This is a genomic window from Hymenobacter humi, assembly GCF_042665855.1.
GTDB lineage: Bacteria > Bacteroidota > Bacteroidia > Cytophagales > Hymenobacteraceae > Hymenobacter > Hymenobacter humi.
In genome coordinates this window covers 2,643,477-2,661,620 of sequence record NZ_JBHTEK010000001.1, presented here as the reverse complement: position 1 = coordinate 2,661,620, position 18,144 = coordinate 2,643,477, and the positions used below count along the sequence as shown (strand labels likewise).

Annotated in this window: 16 protein-coding genes and 5 pseudogenes; 17 read left to right on the top strand and 4 right to left on the bottom strand. The window is 62.6% G+C overall.

All coding sequences use genetic code 11. The annotated features are described in order from the left end of the window. Nucleotides 1-34: 34 nt before the first annotated feature. The 12 genes and pseudogenes from ACFQT0_RS14975 to ACFQT0_RS14920 form a co-directional block, all read left to right on the top strand. Nucleotides 35-382, top strand: a pseudogene (locus tag ACFQT0_RS14975) (toxin-antitoxin system YwqK family antitoxin); the annotation flags it as partial. A gap of 194 nt (nucleotides 383-576) precedes the next feature. Further along, nucleotides 577-1,320, top strand: a complete 744-nt coding sequence (locus tag ACFQT0_RS14970; protein WP_380203913.1) for a toxin-antitoxin system YwqK family antitoxin — start codon at nucleotides 577-579, stop codon at nucleotides 1,318-1,320. Then, complete coding sequence (locus ACFQT0_RS14965; protein ID WP_380203911.1) at nucleotides 1,317-1,475, top strand: hypothetical protein; 159 nt, start codon at nucleotides 1,317-1,319, stop codon at nucleotides 1,473-1,475. Before ACFQT0_RS14970 ends, ACFQT0_RS14965 begins: the two co-directional genes overlap by 4 nt. Before the next feature lie 608 nt (nucleotides 1,476-2,083). Continuing rightward, nucleotides 2,084-3,418, top strand: coding sequence for a TonB-dependent receptor (locus ACFQT0_RS14960; protein ID WP_380203909.1), 1,335 nt, complete (start codon nucleotides 2,084-2,086; stop codon nucleotides 3,416-3,418). Next, nucleotides 3,375-4,510: pseudogene (locus ACFQT0_RS14955) on the top strand (outer membrane beta-barrel family protein). Before ACFQT0_RS14960 ends, ACFQT0_RS14955 begins: the two are co-directional and overlap by 44 nt. Nucleotides 4,511-4,642: 132 nt before the next feature. After that, a pseudogene (hisS, locus tag ACFQT0_RS14950) lies at nucleotides 4,643-6,068 on the top strand (histidine--tRNA ligase). 16 nt (nucleotides 6,069-6,084) lie between these two features. Further along, nucleotides 6,085-7,670, top strand: a pseudogene (gene hutH, locus ACFQT0_RS14945) (histidine ammonia-lyase). 231 nt (nucleotides 7,671-7,901) lie between these two features. Then, nucleotides 7,902-8,543, top strand: a complete 642-nt coding sequence (locus tag ACFQT0_RS14940; protein ID WP_380203907.1) for a hypothetical protein — start codon at nucleotides 7,902-7,904, stop codon at nucleotides 8,541-8,543. Nucleotides 8,544-8,806: 263 nt separating this feature from the next. Further along, entirely contained in the window at nucleotides 8,807-8,995 is a 189-nt protein-coding gene (locus ACFQT0_RS14935; RefSeq protein WP_380203905.1) for a hypothetical protein, read from the top strand. Between the two features lie 167 nt (nucleotides 8,996-9,162). Continuing rightward, nucleotides 9,163-9,774 (top strand): T9SS type B sorting domain-containing protein, encoded by a 612-nt coding sequence (locus tag ACFQT0_RS14930; RefSeq protein ID WP_380203903.1) that lies wholly within the window; start codon nucleotides 9,163-9,165, stop codon nucleotides 9,772-9,774. A gap of 115 nt (nucleotides 9,775-9,889) precedes the next feature. Continuing rightward, nucleotides 9,890-10,228 carry a YbaB/EbfC family nucleoid-associated protein gene (locus ACFQT0_RS14925; RefSeq protein WP_380203901.1) on the top strand — a complete coding sequence of 113 codons (339 nt, stop codon included), beginning with the start codon at nucleotides 9,890-9,892 and terminating at the stop codon, nucleotides 10,226-10,228. Continuing rightward, nucleotides 10,218-11,177 (top strand): glycosyltransferase family 2 protein, encoded by a 960-nt coding sequence (locus tag ACFQT0_RS14920; protein WP_380203899.1) that lies wholly within the window; start codon nucleotides 10,218-10,220, stop codon nucleotides 11,175-11,177. Before ACFQT0_RS14925 ends, ACFQT0_RS14920 begins: the two co-directional genes overlap by 11 nt. Nucleotides 11,178-11,345: 168 nt before the next feature. On the opposite strand, the gene ACFQT0_RS14915 is transcribed toward ACFQT0_RS14920, so the two are convergent. Continuing rightward, nucleotides 11,346-11,564, bottom strand: a complete 219-nt coding sequence (locus ACFQT0_RS14915) for a PspC domain-containing protein (RefSeq protein WP_046242767.1) — start codon at nucleotides 11,562-11,564, stop codon at nucleotides 11,346-11,348. Between the two features lie 215 nt (nucleotides 11,565-11,779). Between ACFQT0_RS14915 and ACFQT0_RS14910 the strand changes: the two genes are divergently transcribed. The 4 genes and pseudogenes from ACFQT0_RS14910 (at nucleotide 11,780) to ACFQT0_RS14895 (ending at nucleotide 14,590) form a co-directional block, all read left to right on the top strand. Continuing rightward, nucleotides 11,780-11,977, top strand: a complete 198-nt coding sequence (locus ACFQT0_RS14910) for a hypothetical protein (RefSeq protein WP_380203897.1) — start codon at nucleotides 11,780-11,782, stop codon at nucleotides 11,975-11,977. Nucleotides 11,978-12,046: 69 nt separating this feature from the next. After that, complete coding sequence (locus tag ACFQT0_RS14905; RefSeq protein WP_380203895.1) at nucleotides 12,047-13,207, top strand: hypothetical protein; 1,161 nt, start codon at nucleotides 12,047-12,049, stop codon at nucleotides 13,205-13,207. After that, nucleotides 13,162-13,533, top strand: coding sequence for a hypothetical protein (locus ACFQT0_RS14900; RefSeq protein WP_380203893.1), 372 nt, complete (start codon nucleotides 13,162-13,164; stop codon nucleotides 13,531-13,533). The genes ACFQT0_RS14905 and ACFQT0_RS14900 overlap by 46 nt, the downstream gene beginning before the upstream one ends. Before the next feature lie 72 nt (nucleotides 13,534-13,605). Continuing rightward, nucleotides 13,606-14,590, top strand: a pseudogene (locus ACFQT0_RS14895) (pyruvate dehydrogenase complex E1 component subunit beta). Nucleotides 14,591-14,665: 75 nt separating this feature from the next. Here ACFQT0_RS14895 and ACFQT0_RS14890 read toward each other — a convergent pair. Continuing rightward, on the bottom strand, nucleotides 14,666-16,066 hold the full coding sequence (locus ACFQT0_RS14890; RefSeq protein ID WP_380203891.1) for a hypothetical protein: 1,401 nt from the start codon (nucleotides 16,064-16,066) through the stop codon (nucleotides 14,666-14,668). A 149-nt stretch (nucleotides 16,067-16,215) separates the two neighbouring features. On the opposite strand from ACFQT0_RS14890, the gene ACFQT0_RS14885 reads away from it, so the two are divergent. Beyond that, entirely contained in the window at nucleotides 16,216-16,788 is a 573-nt protein-coding gene (locus ACFQT0_RS14885) for a DinB family protein (RefSeq protein WP_380203889.1), read from the top strand. A 1-nt stretch (nucleotide 16,789) separates the two neighbouring features. Here ACFQT0_RS14885 and ACFQT0_RS14880 read toward each other — a convergent pair whose 3' ends face one another. Continuing rightward, complete coding sequence (locus ACFQT0_RS14880) at nucleotides 16,790-17,218, bottom strand: thioesterase family protein (protein ID WP_380203887.1); 429 nt, start codon at nucleotides 17,216-17,218, stop codon at nucleotides 16,790-16,792. Between the two features lie 116 nt (nucleotides 17,219-17,334). Next, nucleotides 17,335-18,066, bottom strand: a complete 732-nt coding sequence (locus tag ACFQT0_RS14875) for a class I SAM-dependent methyltransferase (protein ID WP_380203885.1) — start codon at nucleotides 18,064-18,066, stop codon at nucleotides 17,335-17,337. Between the last annotated feature and the right edge of the window lie 78 nt (nucleotides 18,067-18,144).

The window sequence follows — 18,144 nt, the reverse complement described above, 5'->3', positions numbered from 1 at the left end:
GCACGGAAAAACCATTTCCTGCGTTCTTGCGCCTATGAAATATTTATTGCCATTTTTTCTGTTGCTGCTGGCCTTGCCGTCGCACGGCCAGCGCCTGCGTCGGTTCGTGACGTATTACGACTCCACGAAGGTGAACAAGCGGGAAGTGTACACTGCCCTGGTAGCCGCCGACACCGTGCCGCAGGGCACCTACCGGCGCTACTACCGCAACGGCAAGCTCGAGCAGCAAACCAGCTTCAAGCAAGGCAAGCGCGACTCGGCCTATGTCGAATTTCACCCCACCGGCAACCGGCGGCTCGAAACCACTTACCGCGACGGCGTGCGGCAGGGCCCCTTCAAAACGTACTACGACAACGGCAAGGTGGCCCAAGAAGGCCTGTTCGAGAACGACGAGCCCAACGGCGAGCTGACCTTCTACCACCCCGATGGGTCGGTGAAGCTGCGCACCACGCTCGCCAAAGGCCAGCCCAACGGCGCCCTCAAAGCCCTGTACCCCGACGGCAAGACCCAGGCCGAAATCGCCTACGTGGACGGGCAGCCCAACGGCGCGGTGAAGTTCTTTACCCCAACGGCGCGGTGCAGAGCGAGGGCGAGTTTACCCGCGGGCTGCTGTCGGGGCCGTACAAGACGTATTACCCCAACGGCCAGATTGAAAACGAAGTGTTGGCCGACAAAAACGGCCGCGGGCGCTACCGCAGCTACTACCAGAGCGGCAAGCTCCAAACCGAGAGCACCTACGCCCCCGCCCCGCTGGTGCAGCGCCCCGTGAAAAACCCGCTCGGCGACGACCTAACCAAGCGCGTGGCCCCGCCCACCGGCACCAACAACCTCGACGGCCCCTCGACCAGCTACTACGAAAGCGGGCAGGTGAAAACCAAAATAACCTACCGCAGCGGCGTGCCTACCGGCCACGCCCTGGAATACTTCGAAAACGGCAACCTGCGCGAGGAAATTGACTACAGCAACAACGGCAAAGACCGCAAAATCACGCGCTACCACGACGTGGCCGGCAAGCTTCCGCAGGCCGAGGAGCAGTACAAGAACAACAAGCCCTCCGGTACCTGGAAAGAGTTTTACCCCGATGGCAAGACGCCCCGCAAGACCGAAACCTACGGCCCCACGGGCCGCCTGCTCGGCGACCGAATCACCTACTTCGATAACGGCCAGGTGCAAAGCCGCCAGCCCTACCTGAATGGCTTCATGGCCGGCATTGCCCAGGAATATTTCCCCTCGGGCAAGGTGCGCAAGGAAACCACTTACGTGCGCAGCGTGCTGCTGGGCCCTTCCGCGAGCTGCGCGAAGACGGCACCCTGGCCGTGAGCGGGCAGTACCGCAACGGCAAGCAAAGCGGCGTTTGGACCTACTACAAAGAGGACGGCAAAACGGAGGCCCGCTCGGTCACCTACCGCAACGGCCAGGCCGTGGACCCCGTGAAGCAAGCGGCGAAGCCCCGCGTACCGGCCAAACGCAAGTAAGCCGCACGTTAGCTCAACTTTGGTGGGGCTCTTGAGCCGCTAAATCAGACGTATTTCTAAAAAGCCCGGACCCAATGGTTCGGGCTTTTTTTATTTTCTGGCAAAAAGATGCTGAATCAGGCAACCGCGAAATCAGGAGCTGCATCTTCAAAACCGAGCACGCTCACCTACCTTGGGGCGCAAAGCGAAGGCTGAATAATTTTTTCAGCCAATTACTCACTGATTTTCAAACACCAACAAATCTCAAAGCTTGGCTTACTGAAAATATTTTGCAACAGTACCTTGCTTTACAAAGTACCTGCTTTACTTTTGTTCTGTTCAAAGCCCAGTAGCTGAGCTAAGCGTGTACCGGACATGACCCGCTACCCAGCTGCTTCAAACTTCACTCACCGGAGTTCGGGCGCTGAGCTTCTCACCTCACCAGCGGAACCGCGGCCGCTGACGACCTGAGTTGCCGCAGCACCCACCCCACACCTCTTTTCTGCACCATGAAAAACTTCGTCACCCTCCCCGCCCAGTCTCGCCTTAACAGTGCTTTGTGCGGTTTGGCAATTGTTTCACTGCTGCTCCCGCTGGGTGCGGCGGCACAAACCGCGGGCCCCGGCAGCGTGAGCGGCAGCCTAGTGGAAGAAAGCACGGGCCAGCCCGTTCCTTTCTCCGACGTGCTCCTGCTCCGCGCCGCCGACTCTTCGTTTGTAGCCGTGGCCCAAACCTCGGATAAGGGCGCATTCAAAACCGCTTCGCTCCCGCTCGGCACCTACCTCCTGCGGGTGCAGGACCTCAACTACAAAGCCTTGCGCCGCCGCTTCACCCTGACGGAGGCCACACCGGCAGCTCAATTTCTGGGCTTGAAAATGACTCCTGCTTCGGCCACCAAACTCAGCGAAGTGGTGGTAACCGGCGAGAAAGCCACCGTGGTGGAAGAGCTGGGCAAGCGCGTGATAAACGTGGAAAAAGACCTGGGCAGCGTGGGCGGCACGGCGGCCAACGTGCTGCAAAACGTGCCCTCGGTGAGCGTGGACGTGAACGGCACCGTGAGCATGCGCGGCACCTCAAACGTGACCATCCTCATCGACGGCAAGCCGGCCGGCGTGAGCAATGGGGGTGGCGGTGGCGGCCAGCGCCTCGACCAGATTCCGGCCTCGCGCATTGCCCAGGTTGAAGTCATCACCAACCCTTCGGCCAAGTACGATGCGGCCGGTGGTGGCGGGGTCATCAACCTCATTACCAAGAAGGAAACCAAGAACGGCACCAACGGCACCGCCGCGCTGAACGTGGGCACCGGCAACAAGTACAGCGGCAACCTGAACCTGAGCCGCAAGCAAGGCAAAGCCACTTGGTCGGCGGGCTACAACGGCCGCGACGTGACGTACTGGAGCCGCGGCCACTCGGAGCAAACGGCCCTGCTGGGCACGGCCGAAAAGCCCCAAACCGTGCGCACCACTCAGGTGGGCGCCGGCAACGAAGTACACCGAAACCACAACGTGCGGGTGGGCGTGGCCCTCGAGTTGCCCAAAAACCAAAGCCTGAGCCTGAACGTGGCGCCCGGCACCGAAGTAAACCTGGAAGGCGAAGGCCAGCAGCTGACCCAGCAAACGGGCACCAACCCCGTGCAGTACGCCCGCGGCCGCCAAGACCTCGACGTAAACGTGAAGCTGCTCAACTACGACGGGAACTACCGCCGCACCTGGGAGGCGCACAAAGGCCGCGAGCTGACGGCCAACTTCGGCGGCGTGGTGATTGACGCCAACGTGCCGGTGGTGCAGCGGCAGTACGCCGAAGCGGGCTCGGCCCAGGTAGCCCAACCCGGCACCCGGCAGCAACTGAGCCTCTTGGGCAACATTCAGTTTGGCCAAGTTGACTACACGCACCCTGGCTGCAGGCAAAGGCCGCCTGGAAATGGGCGTGAAAATGGAGCGGCAGGCCCAGAAGGGCGCCAATGAGTTTGGCTACGCCAGCAACGAGAGCCGCCCCAACGACTTCCAGGACGACCCCAACCGCTCGCTTACTTACACCTCGGAGCAGTTGGTACCAGCGGCATACGTAACGGTGCAGCGCCCCCTCGGCCCCAAGTGGAACGCCCAGGCCGGCCTGCGCTCGGAGTACACCATCCTCAGCGGCACCGTGCAGGGCGGGGCGGCCATTGCCCAGCGCGGCAGCCTCAACCAGGACTACCTCAACTTCTTCCCCTCGGCCACGCTGAACCGCGAATTTGGCAAGGAGCCCGGCCAGAACCGCCTGCAGTTCAGCTACGCCCGCCGCCTCAACCGGCCCAACTTCATGCAGCAGCGCCCCTGGCCATTTACCAGGACCCGCGCAGCTACCGCCTCGGCAATCCCCGCCTGCGGGCCGAGTACAGCCACAATATTGAGTTGGGCCACCAGCTGAACCTGGGCCAAGCCACCATCACCAGCACCGTGTTTGCCCGCATCACCACCAACTCCATCCAGCGCCTGCGCTTCATCGACACGGTGGCTACCCGCCTGGCCGGTCCCAGCGCCGGCTTGGTCACGGCCGAAACCTTCCTGAACGTGGGCCGCACCACCAACCTCGGCGCCGAGTTCAGCCTCAACCAGCCGGTGGCCAAGTGGTGGCGCCTGAATGCCAGCACCTCCATCTACCGCGCCCAGATTGCCACCAATGGCATCGGCACCAACCGCCAGGCCCTGGTGGGCACCCTGCGCCTCACCAACAACTTCACCATCCGCCCCACGCTGGACGTGCAGCTGAGCGGCAACCTGCGCTCGGCCTCGCTCACGGCTCAGGGCCGTCAATTGGCTCAAGGCCAGATGGACATTGCCCTGCGCCAGCGCCTGTTCTCGGACCGTGCCGCCCTCACCCTCCGCGTATCGGACCTGCTGAACACCCAGCAGTACCGCAGCGAAATCGAAACCGACGCCCTGAGCAGCTACCGCTACGCCAAAGACGAAAGCCGCGTGGGCTGGCTGGGCTTCACCTGGTACATCGGCGCCAGCAAGGCCAAGCCGGGCCGCATCGAGGCCGCGCCCCAAGGCGGTGGCGGCTTCGGCGGCTGAGTTAGTTGAATTTTTATTGCCACCCCGCTTTTCTCTCCTTCTTTCTGCAAAAAAGCCCCGTCGTCGGTCAGTCCGGCGGCGGGGCTTGTTGTTGGGGCTGGGACAAGCCCCGCGCCTACCTTTGCACCCGTCATGCAAAAACCTAGTATTCCGAAAGGCACCCGCGACTTTGGGCCAGCCCAAGTGGCGCGTCGCCAGCACATTTTCAACGTTATCCGCCGCACCTTCGAGTCGTTTGGCTACGCTCCGCTCGAAACGCCGACGCTGGAGAACCTCTCGGTGCTCACCGGCAAGTACGGCGACGAAGGCGACCAGCTGCTGTTTAAAGTCCTGAACTCCGGCGACTTCGCCAAAGACGTAACCGCTGACGACCTGGAGATTGGCTCCAAAGCCCTGCTGCCCAAAGTGGCCGAAAAAGGCCTGCGCTACGACCTCACCGTACCCTTTGCCCGGTACGTGGCCATGAACCGCGGCACGCTCACCTTTCCCTTCAAGCGCTACCAGATGCAGCCCGTGTGGCGCGCCGACCGCCCCCAGCGCGGCCGCTACCGCGAGTTTTACCAGTGCGACGCCGACGTGGTGGGCACCGACTCGCTGCTCTGCGAAGCCGAAATCGTGCTGATGATGGCCCAGGTCCTGAATGGCTTGGGCCTGCACGACTTCACCATCAAAATCAACCACCGTGGGGTGCTGCGCAACATTTACCAGGCCCTAAACGGCGAAGGCCGGGAGTCGGATTTGTTCGTGGCCATCGACAAGCTCGACAAAATCGGGCGCGACGGCGTGACCCGCGAGCCTGCTCGACCGCGGCTTTTCGGAGGCCACCATAGACACGCTGTTTGAGCTGCTGACCACCCAAGGCGACTACGAAGAGAAGCTCATGCGCCTGCTGGCCGGCTTCGTAACGGCCGGCGTGGAGCCCGACGGCCCCCGCCCCAGCAACGGCCAGGAAACCGACGACCCCCAGGCCGATTACCGCGGCCTCACCGAGCTGGCCACGGTGCGCGACTTGCTTACCGCCTCCGGCTTCAAGCAGTTTGACCGACTGGAGTTCGACCCCACCCTGGCGCGGGGCCTCTCCTATTATACGGGCTGCATCTTCGAAGTAAAGATTAACAACGTGCTGATGGGCAGCGTGAGCGGCGGCGGGCGCTACGACAACCTCACCGGCAGCTTCGGCCTGCCGGGTGTATCGGGCGTGGGCTTTTCGTTTGGCGTGGATCGCCTGTACGACTGCCTTGAAGCGCTGGACTTGTTCACGGTGACGGCCGAGACGCCGACTCGCTGCCTGCTCACGCACTTCGACCCGGCCAGCGGCCGGGCCGCCCTGCCGCTGCTGGCTCAACTTCGGGCCGCGGGCATCCCGAGCGAGTTGTACCCCGACGTGAGCAAGCTGCAGAAGCAGTTCAAGTACGCCGATGCCAAGGGCATTCCGCTGGTGCTGGTATTGGGCCCGGAAGAGCTGGCGGCCGGCGTCGTAAAAATCAAAATCATGAAAACCGGCGAAGAAAAAGTGCTGCCCATCGGCGAAGTTGTAACCGCGTTGACGGCGGAATAGCCCAACAATTCGCCTAGTGGAAAGCCTGTCCAAAAATCCCCTCCCTGGCAAGGAGGGGATTTTTTTGGTTCTTTGCAGCCACCCCCATTCACCCCACCCACCCCCTCAATGCCCACCCACACCATTTCGCCCACTCAGCCCCTCACCCTGGCCGAGCCTGGCGGCCCTGCTCGCCGATGGCCGGCCCGTCGCCCTAAGCGACGACGCCAAAACGCGCATCGCCACCTGCCACAGCTACCTGCACCAACGCCTGTCCCACGACAACTCGCCCATTTATGGCATCAACACCGGCTTTGGCTCGCTTTACAATGTGAGCATCGCCCCCGAGGCCCGCGCCCAGCTGCAAGTCAACCTGATGATGTCGCACGCCTGCGGCACCGGCGCCGAAGTGCCCGGCAACCTCGTGCGCCTCATGCTGCTGCTGAAAGCCCAAAGCCTGAGCTACGGCCACAGCGGCGTGCAGGTGGCCACCGCCGAACGCCTGGTGGCCATGTACAACCGCGAAATGCTGCCCGTGGTGTACGAGCAAGGCTCCCTAGGCGCCAGCGGCGACCTAGCCCCTTGGCGCACTTGTGCCTGCCGCTGCTGGGCCTGGGCGAAGTGAACTACCAGGGCTACCGCCTGAGCGCGGCCGACGCCATGAGCCTGTTTAGTTGGGCGCCGCTCACGCTCCAAGCCAAAGAAGGCCTGGCCCTGCTCAACGGCACGCAGTTTATGCTGGCCTACGCCGTCGATGGGGTGCTGCGGGCCCAGCGCCTGGCCGCCGCAGCCGATGTTATTGGCGCCCTTTCCACCGAGGCATTCGGTGGTTGCGCGGCGCCGTTTAACGAGAACCTGCACCGCATCCGGCCCCACGCCGGTCAGGTACTAGTAGCCCAACGCATACGCACGCTGCTGGCCGGCTCGGAGCTGCAAACGCAGCCCCGCGTGGCAGTGCAGGACCCCTACTCGTTCCGCTGCCAGCCCCAGGTGCACGGCGCCAGCCGCGACGCCCTGAGCTACGTAGCCCAAGTGGTCGAAACCGAATGCAACTCGGTGACCGACAACCCCAACATCTTCCCCGACGACGACCAGATTCTGAGCGGCGGCAATTTCCACGGCCAGCCCTTGGCGCTGGCGCTCGACCACTTGGCCGTAGCCGTGGCCGAGTTAGGCAGCATTTCGGAGCGCCGCACCTATCAGCTCATTTCCGGGCAGCGCGGCTTGCCCACTTACCTGGTGGCCGAGCCGGGCCTCAATTCAGGCCTGATGATTCCGCAGTACACCGCGGCCGGCATCGTGAGCCAGAACAAGCAGCTGTGCACGCCCGCCTCCGTCGATAGTATTGTGAGCAGCAACGGCCAGGAAGACCACGTGAGCATGGGCGCCAATGCCGCCACCAAGGCCCGCCGCGTCATCGAAAACGTGGAGCAGGTTTTGGGAATTGAGCTGATGACGGCCGTACAGGCGCTGGCTTTCCGCCGGCCAGGCCGTACCTCCGCCGCCCTGGAGCAGGTGGTGGAAGCGTTTCAGCAGGAAGTGAAATTCGTGGGCCAGGACCGGGTGCTCTACCCCGACCTGCACCGGGCCGCCGCCTTCGTCCGTAAGTTTGACTGGCAATAAAAGCGCGGCCTTGTCGTGAACCGGGTTTCAAGCCTGGTTATCAGATAATCCTGCTGCCTGAATTTTGCATGTCGCGTTCGGCATCCTGCCCGTGCCGCGTTACGAGTGCTGCTTATGAAGCTGGTGAATTGCTGCGTTTTATTGTTGACCCTCTGGCTGATGACAAGCGGAGCGCGCGCTCAAAGCTGCGCTTCGCCCAACCCACCGGCCTGCACATTTCGGGCTATCGACGTGGCGACGGGCCAAGCAGTGGAGGCATTCTGCGTGGGCCGGCGCGTACGGTTTGAGCAATGCGCGGGCCGCAACATCCCGACTGCGCTGCTTTTCTATGGCGTGTTGCAGGGCTCCGGCACCACGTTTCTGCCCTCCTGCAGCCCGCCCAACCCGTTTAACTACGAATACACACCCACGAAAGCGGATTTGGGCACAGTAACGGTATCGGAGCTGGCGAATGCTGTAGCCGGCGGCACCGGCGCGCCTTCTACCTACTACGTCCGCACCTTTCGGGTGTACGATACCGCGCCGCCGGCCTTCACCGTAGCGCCCTGCCCCAGCAGCTCGGCTTTGGTAACTGTGACCGATGCGGCCTACGACAGCTACACCGTGCAGGTAGGCACGGGGGCGCCCCAAGCCATTGTTCGCAACCAGCCCACCGTAGTTGCCGTGCCCAACGGGGCCACCTCGGTAACGGTGCGGGGCCAGTATGCCGCTACTGGCTTGTGCGAAGGGTCGGCCACGCAGACCATTGCGCCCCTGGCACCAGCCCAGGTGCCAACCCTCACCCGACTCACGCTGCAGGGCCCACTACCGGGCGGCACGGCCGCGCTGGAAGTGAGCCAGCTGCCCCCGGCTACCGCTACACCCTGCAGCTAGCCGATGCCGGCGTGCCGGGCGGCTACCGCTCCGTTGCCAACGTAGCCCCCGGCAGCAGCACCATTACGCTGCCCGGTGCCGCAGCCGGCTGCTATCGCCTGAGGCGCACCGACCCTTGTCGGCTTGATTCTGCCTTTTCCCCGCTGCTCTGCACCTTGAGCTTGTCCGCCAGCTCAACTGCCGGACGCAATCAACTGCTGCTCAGTGGCAGCGCAGGGCCGTACAGCGTGACTAGGAATAACCAGCCTTTAATGGGTTTTACCGTGATACCCGGCGGCCTAGAAGACCCCAACGTGGATTGCGGCACCACCTATACCTACCAGGTGACAGCTTTCCAACCGGGTGGCGGCACTTCCGTTTCCAATACGGTGTCCATTACGACTCAGTCGGCCGTGGCGCCGGCCACTCCGCGCCTGGTCGCCAGTTTCAATCTGCGCAATGTAGTTGAGTGAGGCCTTTCTCGGCCAGCGGTGCGGCCTTGCCTAAAGGCAGCAAATTGAGCTATCGGCGTACGGCGGGGACTAATGCCCCAGCGGATTTCGGCACAGTGGCCGGCACTCAGGTTCAGCGGGATTCTACGGCTTTAGCTCAACTTCTCGCTGACCGTCCCTGCTACACGGTGCGCCTCGCAGACGTGTGTGGCAACACTTCCCCGGAAAGCTCGCCCGCTTGCCCGGCGCTGCTTACGGCCACTGCGGCCGACCCGGATGGCACCACTGCCACCCTTAGCTGGACGCCCTTTACCGGCCCCGACCCCAGCGTTCCGGCCGGTTACGTCCTGCAGCGCGTCACGGCGACCGGCTCCGTGCTCAGCACCGTGTCCGTAAGCGGCAGCAGCTATACCGACCTAACCCCACCCTCCGACAACCAGGTGCTACGCTACCGCCTTCAAATCAGCGGCGCCGGGCTGCCGGCCGGTACGTTTAGCTATTCCAACCTTGCCGTCGTGGCGCGGCCGGTGCGCCTGGCCATTCCGACGGCCTTCACGCCCAACGGCGACGGCCTAAACGACGTACTGGAGGTTAAAGGGAAATACCTGCGGAACTACACCTTTGTGGTGGTCGACCGCAACGGGCTGGAAGTGTTTCGCGGCACTCAGCGCAGCGAGGCCTGGGACGGCACCATCAGAGGGCATGCCCCGGTACCGGGCGCTTACGTGTGGCGTTTTCAGCAGGTGAGCGAAGCCGGCCAGCCGTTTAGCGCCACGGGCTCAGTTACCATTTTGAAATGACCGCAAGGCGCGCAACCAGGCCGGTTGTTACCCGGGAATAAGCTGAAGCAACATCTTTCAGCACTTTCCCGCCCTTCCCTTGTTCACTACTAATTAACACCTGATACCTACGATTATGGCATTCGACCTCACCGGGATGATGGGCAAAGTGAAAGAGCTGCAGGACAAAATGCAGCAGGCCCAGCAAGAAATTCAACACATTACCGCCACGGGCGAAGCGGGCGGCGGGCTGGTGCGCGCCACGGCCAACGGCCACCGCAAAATCCTGAAACTGGAAATCGACGAAACCCTGCTCACACCGCAAGACCGCGACATGCTGGCCGACCTGGTGGTAGCCGCCGTGAACAAAGCCCTCGACGAAGCCGCCGAGCAGGCCCGCCAGGAACTGCAGCGCAAAACCAGCGGCCTGATGCCCAACGTTCCGGGCCTCGACCTGAGTGGTTTTGGAGTCTAGGGCGCCCCGTGCCGGCGCCTGCGCCGACGTCGCCATTGTTATTCTGAACTGGAACGGCGCAGGTTTCCTGCGCCGTTTTCTGCCCGGCGTCATCACCCATGCCGACGGCGCCCGCGTTATCGTGGCTGACAATGCCTCGACCGATGACTCGGTGGAGCTCCTCGCCCGCGACTTTCCCCTGGTAGAATTACTCCTGCTCGACCGCAACTTCGGCTTTTGCGAAGGCTACAACCAAGCCCTGGCCCAGGTCGACAGTGAGTTTGTGGTGCTGCTCAATTCCGATGTGGAAGTGACGTTGGGCTGGCTGCGCCCCTTGCGTGGCCTGCTGGAAGCCAGCCCCCGCATTGCCGCCGTGCAGCCCAAAATTCTTGCCCAAGCCGACCCCACGTACTTCGAATACGCCGGCGCGGGCGGCGGCTACCTCGACCGGCTGGCTTACCCTTTCTGCCGCGGCCGCCTGTTCGACACCCTTGAGAAAGACCAGGGCCAGTACGACGATTCCCGCCCCGTGGCCTGGGCCAGCGGGGCGTGCCTGCTGGTGCGCCGCTCGGCTTGGCAAGCCTTGGGCGGGCTGGAGCCGACCTTTTTCGCCCACATGGAGGAAATTGACTTTTGCTGGCGCCTTTGGAATGCCGGGCACGAAGTATGGTACCACGGCGGCACGGCGGTGCACCACGTAGGCGGCGGCACCTTGCCCAAAACCAATCCCCGCAAAACCTACCTCAACTTCCGCAACGGCTTGGCCTTGCTCTATAAAAACGCGGCTCCAAGCGAGGTACTCGCTGCCATGCTCCAACGGCTGGTGCTGGACGGCGTAGCGGGGTTGCGCTTTTTAGCGGGGGGCAATTTGGTGATTTCTGGGCCGTCATCAGAGCCCATTTCAGCTTCTACAACAAGCTGGGCTACTGGCGCAAGCAGCGCCGGAACGCCCAGCCGCACTTGCGGGTGAAAGACCGGGCCGGGGTGTACGCGGGCAGCCTGGTGTGGGCCTACTTCGCCCAGGGCAAAAAGAAGTTCTCCGAGTTGGGCCTGAAATAGGAACGGTTAAAACGCAAAAACCCGCTTCCTGGACTGGGAAGCGAGTTTATTGTTCTATTTACCCGTACTTATTTCCAGATTACAAATCCCAAACCGTGCTGCGCTGCTGGCGCATGGCCCGGCGCACGTTCATCCAAAACGCGCCGGCGAAGTACAGCACGATGGGCGAGCCAAAGGTGAAAAACGACGCGTACACAAACGACAGCCGGACGCTGCGCGTGCTAAAACCCCATTTCTGAGCCAGGGCGGAGCACAAACCAAAAGACTGCGTTTCGAGGTAGTCGGTGAAGCGTTTCATGGGCGGTAGCGGCTAGCGAAAAACGTATTCTCTGTGCTAAGATAAGGCTTTGGACGAGCTAGGCCAAGGGCAGTAACGTATTTTTGCCCGCCTAGGCCCGACTAATTCAGGGACTCTTACGTTTGTAGGAGTAGTTTTCGTTTTCCAGGCTTGCGCTTATTGATGATAAATTTCTCGCGGCCCTTGGCCCATGGGCTCTTGGCAGCCACTCTTTTTTGTCGGCCTGTGCCCTGCCCCGGGTGCTGAAACAGGCCGAAACCGGCCGCACGGTGGTGGCCCGTCCCACGCCGCTCACCGCTTCGGGCGAGAACGTGCCGTTTGAGGTAATTGCCCGCGTGCCCGCCCAGCACCTGCGCAAAGGCGTGTGCTACGAGCCTGCTGCTGCGCTACCGCTACGAGCACGGCTTGCGTGAAGACACCCTCGGCCGGATTTCCTTCACGTCGGGCAACTACGTGTACGACGACGAGAACAAGGGCCACTCATGGCTACCCAGAAGTTCAGCTTTCCCAACACGCCCGGCCGCAACCCCGGCGAGCTGCTGGCCCACGCCCAGGTGCGCGAGCTGAAAAAGAACGGCCGCGTGCTGCGCGCCACCGACGACGTGCGCGTGGCCCGCGGCATTGCCGACCCGGCCCGCCTCGTGACTCGCGAAGACACTGTGCTGACTTTCCTGCCCGAGCGCACCGACAACAACATGAGCGGCACCCGCGTGCTGCCGTTCTTTTTTGACGAAGGCCAGTGGTTTATCCGGGGCTACCTAGGCACCAATGTGCAGGCCCTCGAAGACCTCATCGATGCCAACCAGCGCACAAAGCAGGTACTCATCATTGCGGGCCACTCGCCCGACTCCGTCGATGCCCACAACCGCCTGCTGGCCAGCAAGCGCGTGCGCATGCTGCTTTACTACTACAAGCAGCGGGTGAAGAACTTCTCTTATCTGAACAAGGTCCAGGACATTCGCTTCGACACCTTGGCCTACACCCGGCGCTGGGACACCTTCCTGAGCAAGGTGATGACCTCGGCCCTGAAACCCGAGCAGATGGACTCGGTGGTGAGCATCATCAACGACACCAAGGGCAGCTTCGAGCAAAAGGAGAAAGCCCTGCACAAGCTCTCGTACTTCGATTACATCGAGCAGTACATCTACCCCGTGCTGCGTTTCGGCACCGTGGCCGTGACCTACGACGCCCCCAAGCGCTACGATTCGGAAGTGTACCTGCTCTCGAAAAAATCGTTGACAAGCAAATCGAGGCCGACGCCCTCATGCCCGAGGAGCTGCGCTACTCGGCTACGCTCACGCCGCTGCTGGCCGAAAAGCAGCGCATCTACGAAACCGCGGCCGCCAATACCAATAGCTGGGAAGCCTTCCACAACCTGGGTGTGGTGCTGCTGCAGCGCGCCGAGAAAGAGCCCACCGAGAAGATTCGGAAGGCCTACTACCGCCGCGCTGCAGTCAACTTCACCCTGGCAGCCCACCGCAACCCCACGGCCGAGTTCTTCTACCACGCCGCCACCGCCTACCACCGCGCCGGCGACCGCCTCGAAGCCCTGCAGAACTACGACTACGCCATCAAGCTGGGCGGCGACCGGCCCCTATTGCGCAAGATATTCTCCGACCGCGCCGCGCTCGAAATCGAAGTAGGCCAGCCCGACGAGGCGCTGCGCAGCCTGCAGTACGCCGGCCCCTCCTACCAAAACGCCCTCAACCGCGGCCTGATTCTGGTGGGCCGCGAAGGCTACGAATCGGCCCTGGAGCAGTATAAACTAGCCCAGACGCTGCGCCCCACGGCTGCCGCACCGGTATACGGCATGGCCGTGGTGGCCGCCCGCCAGAAAGATGAGGCCACCATGGGCCAGCTGCTCAAGCAGGCCGTGGCGCTCGACCGCAACTACGCCCAGCGTGCCGTGGAGGACCTGGAGTTTCAGGATTACGCGCAGGGCAAGGTATTTCGGGAGGCGCTGCGCTAATCGTTGCCCATCCGCCCGGCTCATCGTAGCTTTGCCCAACGGCTCAAAACCGCTGTTTACCTAAAGAATATCATGCGTCAAATTCAATTTCGTGAGGCCTTACGCGAGGCCCTGTCCGAGGAAATGCGCCGCGACCCGCGGGTATTCCTCATGGGCGAAGAGGTAGCCGAATACAACGGCGCCTACAAAGTGAGCCAAGGCATGCTCGACGAATTCGGGCCGGAGCGAGTGATTGACACCCCGATTGCCGAGCTCGGCTTTGCCGGCATCGGCGTGGGTGCCGCTGCCAACGGGCTGATTCCGGTCATCGAATTCATGACCTTCAACTTCTCGCTGGTTGCCATCGACCAGGTAATCAACTCGGCCGCGAAGCTCTATTCGATGTCGGGCGGGCAGTACTCCTGCCCCATTGTGTTCCGCGGCCCTACCGGCAACGCCGGCATGCTCTCAAGCCAGCACTCGCAGAACTTCGAGAACTGGTACGCCAACTGCCCCGGCCTCAAAGTAGTGGTGCCTAGTAACCCCTACGATGCCAAAGGCCTGCTGAAAGCCGCCATCCGCGACCCCGACCCCGTGATTTTCATGGAGTCGGAGCTGATGTATGGCGACAAGGGTGAAGTGCCCGAAGAAGAATATATCCTCGAAATTGGCAAGGCTAACATCGTACGTCAAGGCAAGCACGTGACCTTGGTGAGCTTTGGCAAAATGATGAAAATTGCCTACGCCGCCGCCGATGAGCTGGCTAAGGAAGGCATCGAAGCCGAAGTAATCGACCTGCGCTCGGTACGGCCGATTGACTACGACACCCTGGTGGAGTCGGTGAAGAAGACCAACCGCATGGTGGTGATTGAAGAAGCCTGGCCCCTGGCCAGCATCTCGGGCGAGCCTGGCCTACATCGTGCAGCGCCGCGCCTTCGATTTCCTTGATGCCCCCGTCATCCGCATCACCTGTGCCGACGTGCCCCTGCCCTACGCTCCTACGCTCATCGAGGCCTCGCTGCCCAACGTGGCCCGCGTGGTGAAAGCCGTGAAGGAAGTGACCTACGCGAAAGCCTAAGCTTCGCATTTAAAATTAAAAAGCCCCATCCGATTAACCGGATGGGGCTTTTTCGTGCTCAATAATTGAGCTGATTTATTCCTGTGGCGCCTCGCTGGGCGGGCGCAACTGCCGGGCCGTATCTTCGGATAAGTACCAGCAGCCCCACAACCATCCCGCGGCCAGCCCCAGCACGGCCAGCCGCCTGACCGGCCTTCCGAGCTCTTTCCACCAAACCGTTGGCTGCCAGCTAGCGGCAACGGCGGTGAGCACCAGCAGGTGCAGCGGCAGCAAAAACCGACACTCCATGAGCGTGGGCAGCACCAATATGCATGGCAACAGTAACGCCAGCAACACCGCAGTGGCTGGCGTACGGCTAAACCCGCGTGGCTGGCCGCGGCGCCGCGCCGCCACGGCCAGCCACGCGCCCAAGCCCAGCAACGCATAGTTGAGCAGCCGGAGCGCTGCCTGTCCCGGCGGGTGCAGCTGCGTGGGATAAGGCGTGGGAAACCGGATATCCAGGCCGTTGAACAGATGACGAAAGTATCGCCAGGCCGTTGCCAGAGGGTGGTCTACCACAAAGCCGAGGTAAAAACCATAGTTCTTAAACACGCCATTTGGCTCAAGCGCCATTGCCCATTGGCCCCAGGGGTCGGCATACACCAGCGAGCGGGGGATTTCTGGAATCAGGCTTGATTCGTAGCGCTGAAATCTGGTGCCCCAGGTTAGCTGCTTTAGATATAGTGGCCGGCTCCCGGGCAGGCCCGCCAGCACCAGCGGCGTGTTTTGCCGGAAGTGGTGCTGGTTGATGCGCCACTGCGGCAGCAGGACCAGCGCGGCGCCCGCTACCACGGCCGCGAAGCGCAGCCCAAGCCGCCCGCCAGGCAGCGGCATCCGCCAGAGCAGCCACAGGCAGCCCGGCACACTGGCAATGTAAATCGGCCGTATGTTAATGGCCGCCGCCAGCAGCAGCCCGGCGAGCCCGGCCCAGGCCCAGCCCGAGCGCATAAGAGCGAGCATTCCCAGTCCTAGTAAGGTCAGGGCTGGCATGTCGCTCAGGGTGAAGTTGAAATAGTCCCGCCAAAAGAGAAACGAAAGGCCCACCACCATCAGCCACCGGCCCCCGCTCAGGGTGCGGCCCGAGGCATTGCTCCATAGCTCCGGAATAACCAGTCCAAAGAGCAGCGCGGCCCAGCACGCCCCAAGCACGCGGGCTCCGGTCAGCATCGACAAGCCCGTGAAGTGGCACAGCACCCGCGCTGGCAGTATGAGCAGCGGCCCCAGGTAGCCGCGCAGGGGCTCGTCGAACCCCAGCAATGAAAACCCTCCCGCCGGGGTGAACTTGAGCGAAAGCTCCCAGTATTCGGCGGCGTCGAACCTGAAATGGGCCTGGGTGTAGCCACTGAGCGGCAGGTAGACGGCATATAGGGCCAGCACCGCCAGCACCCGCCAGGGAGCGCGCCAAGGGGCACGTAGAATCGGTAAAATTTGGGCCATACCAGGCAAAACTAGGTCTGCCAGGAATAAGAAGTTCGTATAAGTAGATGGTGCAGGGTATGAAGACCCAAAGCACAGACGGAATTAAGCGGATTCCCGTACCTTTTGGCCCTGGCTCGGCAGTGGGCCCACCTTATCCTCCTACCCCCATGAATCACCGCCTCCATCTCAAATTTGAACAACTGGAACGGGCCACCGAGCGGTTGCTGGCGTCGGCCGAGGCGTTGGGGGCTGATAGTACCAAGGCACCCGCGCCGGGCCAGTGGTCGGCCGCCCAAGTGGTGCACCACTTGCTGTTTATCGAAAGCAACATCATTCAGTACGTGCAGAAAAAGCTGCACGCCAACGAACAGCTCCCCAAAGTGGGGCTGTTTACGCGGCTGCGGGCCCGGTTTGTGCGGCTGCTGCTGCGGGTGCCGGGCTTCAAATTCAAGGCGCCGCGCGGGGTAGCCACGCTCACCGACACCGGCCAGGTACCCACGCTGCCCGAACTGCGCCACACCTGGGAAGCCTCGCGCCGGCAGCTCGAACGCCTGCTCAACGAATATCCGGGGCGGCTGATGAACCGGGCTATTTTTCCGCATCCGCGCTCCGGGCGGATTACCATCGGGCAGGTGATGGAGTTTTTGCTCGACCACTTGCTCCACCACCAGCAGCAGTTAGACCGCATCACCGCGGCACTGCAGTCCCGTGCCGCGGCTCCTTCCCTGGCGAAGAAATAGATTAGCCGGCCGGGGCCACGTAATGAGGCAGGCAGTTGAAGGCGTCGGCCAGTTCGGCGGGTGGCACCGTGAGCTTGCGGCGGTCGAGGTCCAGCCACGCGCCGTCGACGGTGACCGTGGCGGCCACGCGGCCGTCGGCTTTGTAAATGGTGTGCACAATGGTCCAGCGGGAGCCATCGGGGGCGGCAGAAACCAACTGGCCGTCGACCCGGATTTCTTCGCCCATGTTAACTTCTTTGAGGTACTTGGTTTCCTCCCGGAACAGGATGGGCCCCATGCGCAGCTGCGCAAAGCGCGCCGCACCGTAGCCCCACGCCGCGAGCAAGGCCACACGCTGGTCGGCGGCATAATCGGCGTAGGCGGAGTGGCGCATGTGGCCATTCGGGTCCATATCGGCCCAACGGGTGCGGTAGCTGACAGCGTTATTCAAGGAAAGGGCTTCGTTATAAGGTGGAATTGGTGACTTAACGGTCGGTAAAATGCCTACGAAAACCGGCCAGCCTCGGTCATTTTTAAGGCCCGGCTCAACCACTATTTATACCCTTGCTAGCCCTGGGGTGTGAGGCGCACCAGGTACTGCTCGTCGTCGTCTTCGCCCAGGAATTCGGCGGTGTACCCGGCGGTTTCGGCGGCATCGTTGAGCAGGGCAGCATCCACAAACAGCCAGGGAAAAGAAGCGCCCTGCTGGCCCGCAAAGCTCAGGGAGTATTCTACTTCGCCGTAGTACGGGCCGTTGAGGTTGAGCATCAGGGCGCCGTCCTCGTCTTCGTAGAGGTAGCGCACGTCCGACGACGTCGCCAGAATCTGGCCGCCGGGGCCGAGCAGTGTGCGCGCGTGCACCAGGAATTTATCGAGCCCTTCGAGGGTGCCGGTCAGCCCCAGGCCGTTCATGAGCAGCAGGATGGTGTCGTAGGGCAGCTCGGTAGCGGGCAGCGGGTCGAACAAGTCGTGGCGGGCCACGGTGCGCACCCCGCGCTCGGTCATGACCTGCACGGCGCCGGCCGATACGTCCACGGCTTTCACGTCGAAGCCCCGGCTTTGCAGCTCCAGGGAGTGGCAGCCGGCGCCGGCGCCCAGGTCGAGCACGCGGCCCCGGCTTTCGTCGAGGGCCAGGCGCTCGAGTTCCGGCATTTGCAGCAGGGAGCGGAAGAAATAGGCGGCCGGCAGGGGCTCGTCGTCGGCCACGTTGCAGTGCACGGTCAGCGCCGCGTCGGGGTGGCCGTGGTGGTAGGCCAGCAGGGCCTTGCCCAGAATATCGGGGGCGTTGGTCGTCGTCATGAGAAAAAGGTCGGCGTGGCCGGAGCAGTTGGAGAAGGCAGGGCAATGCCTGCGCGGGTACGCAACCGCTACGGACCC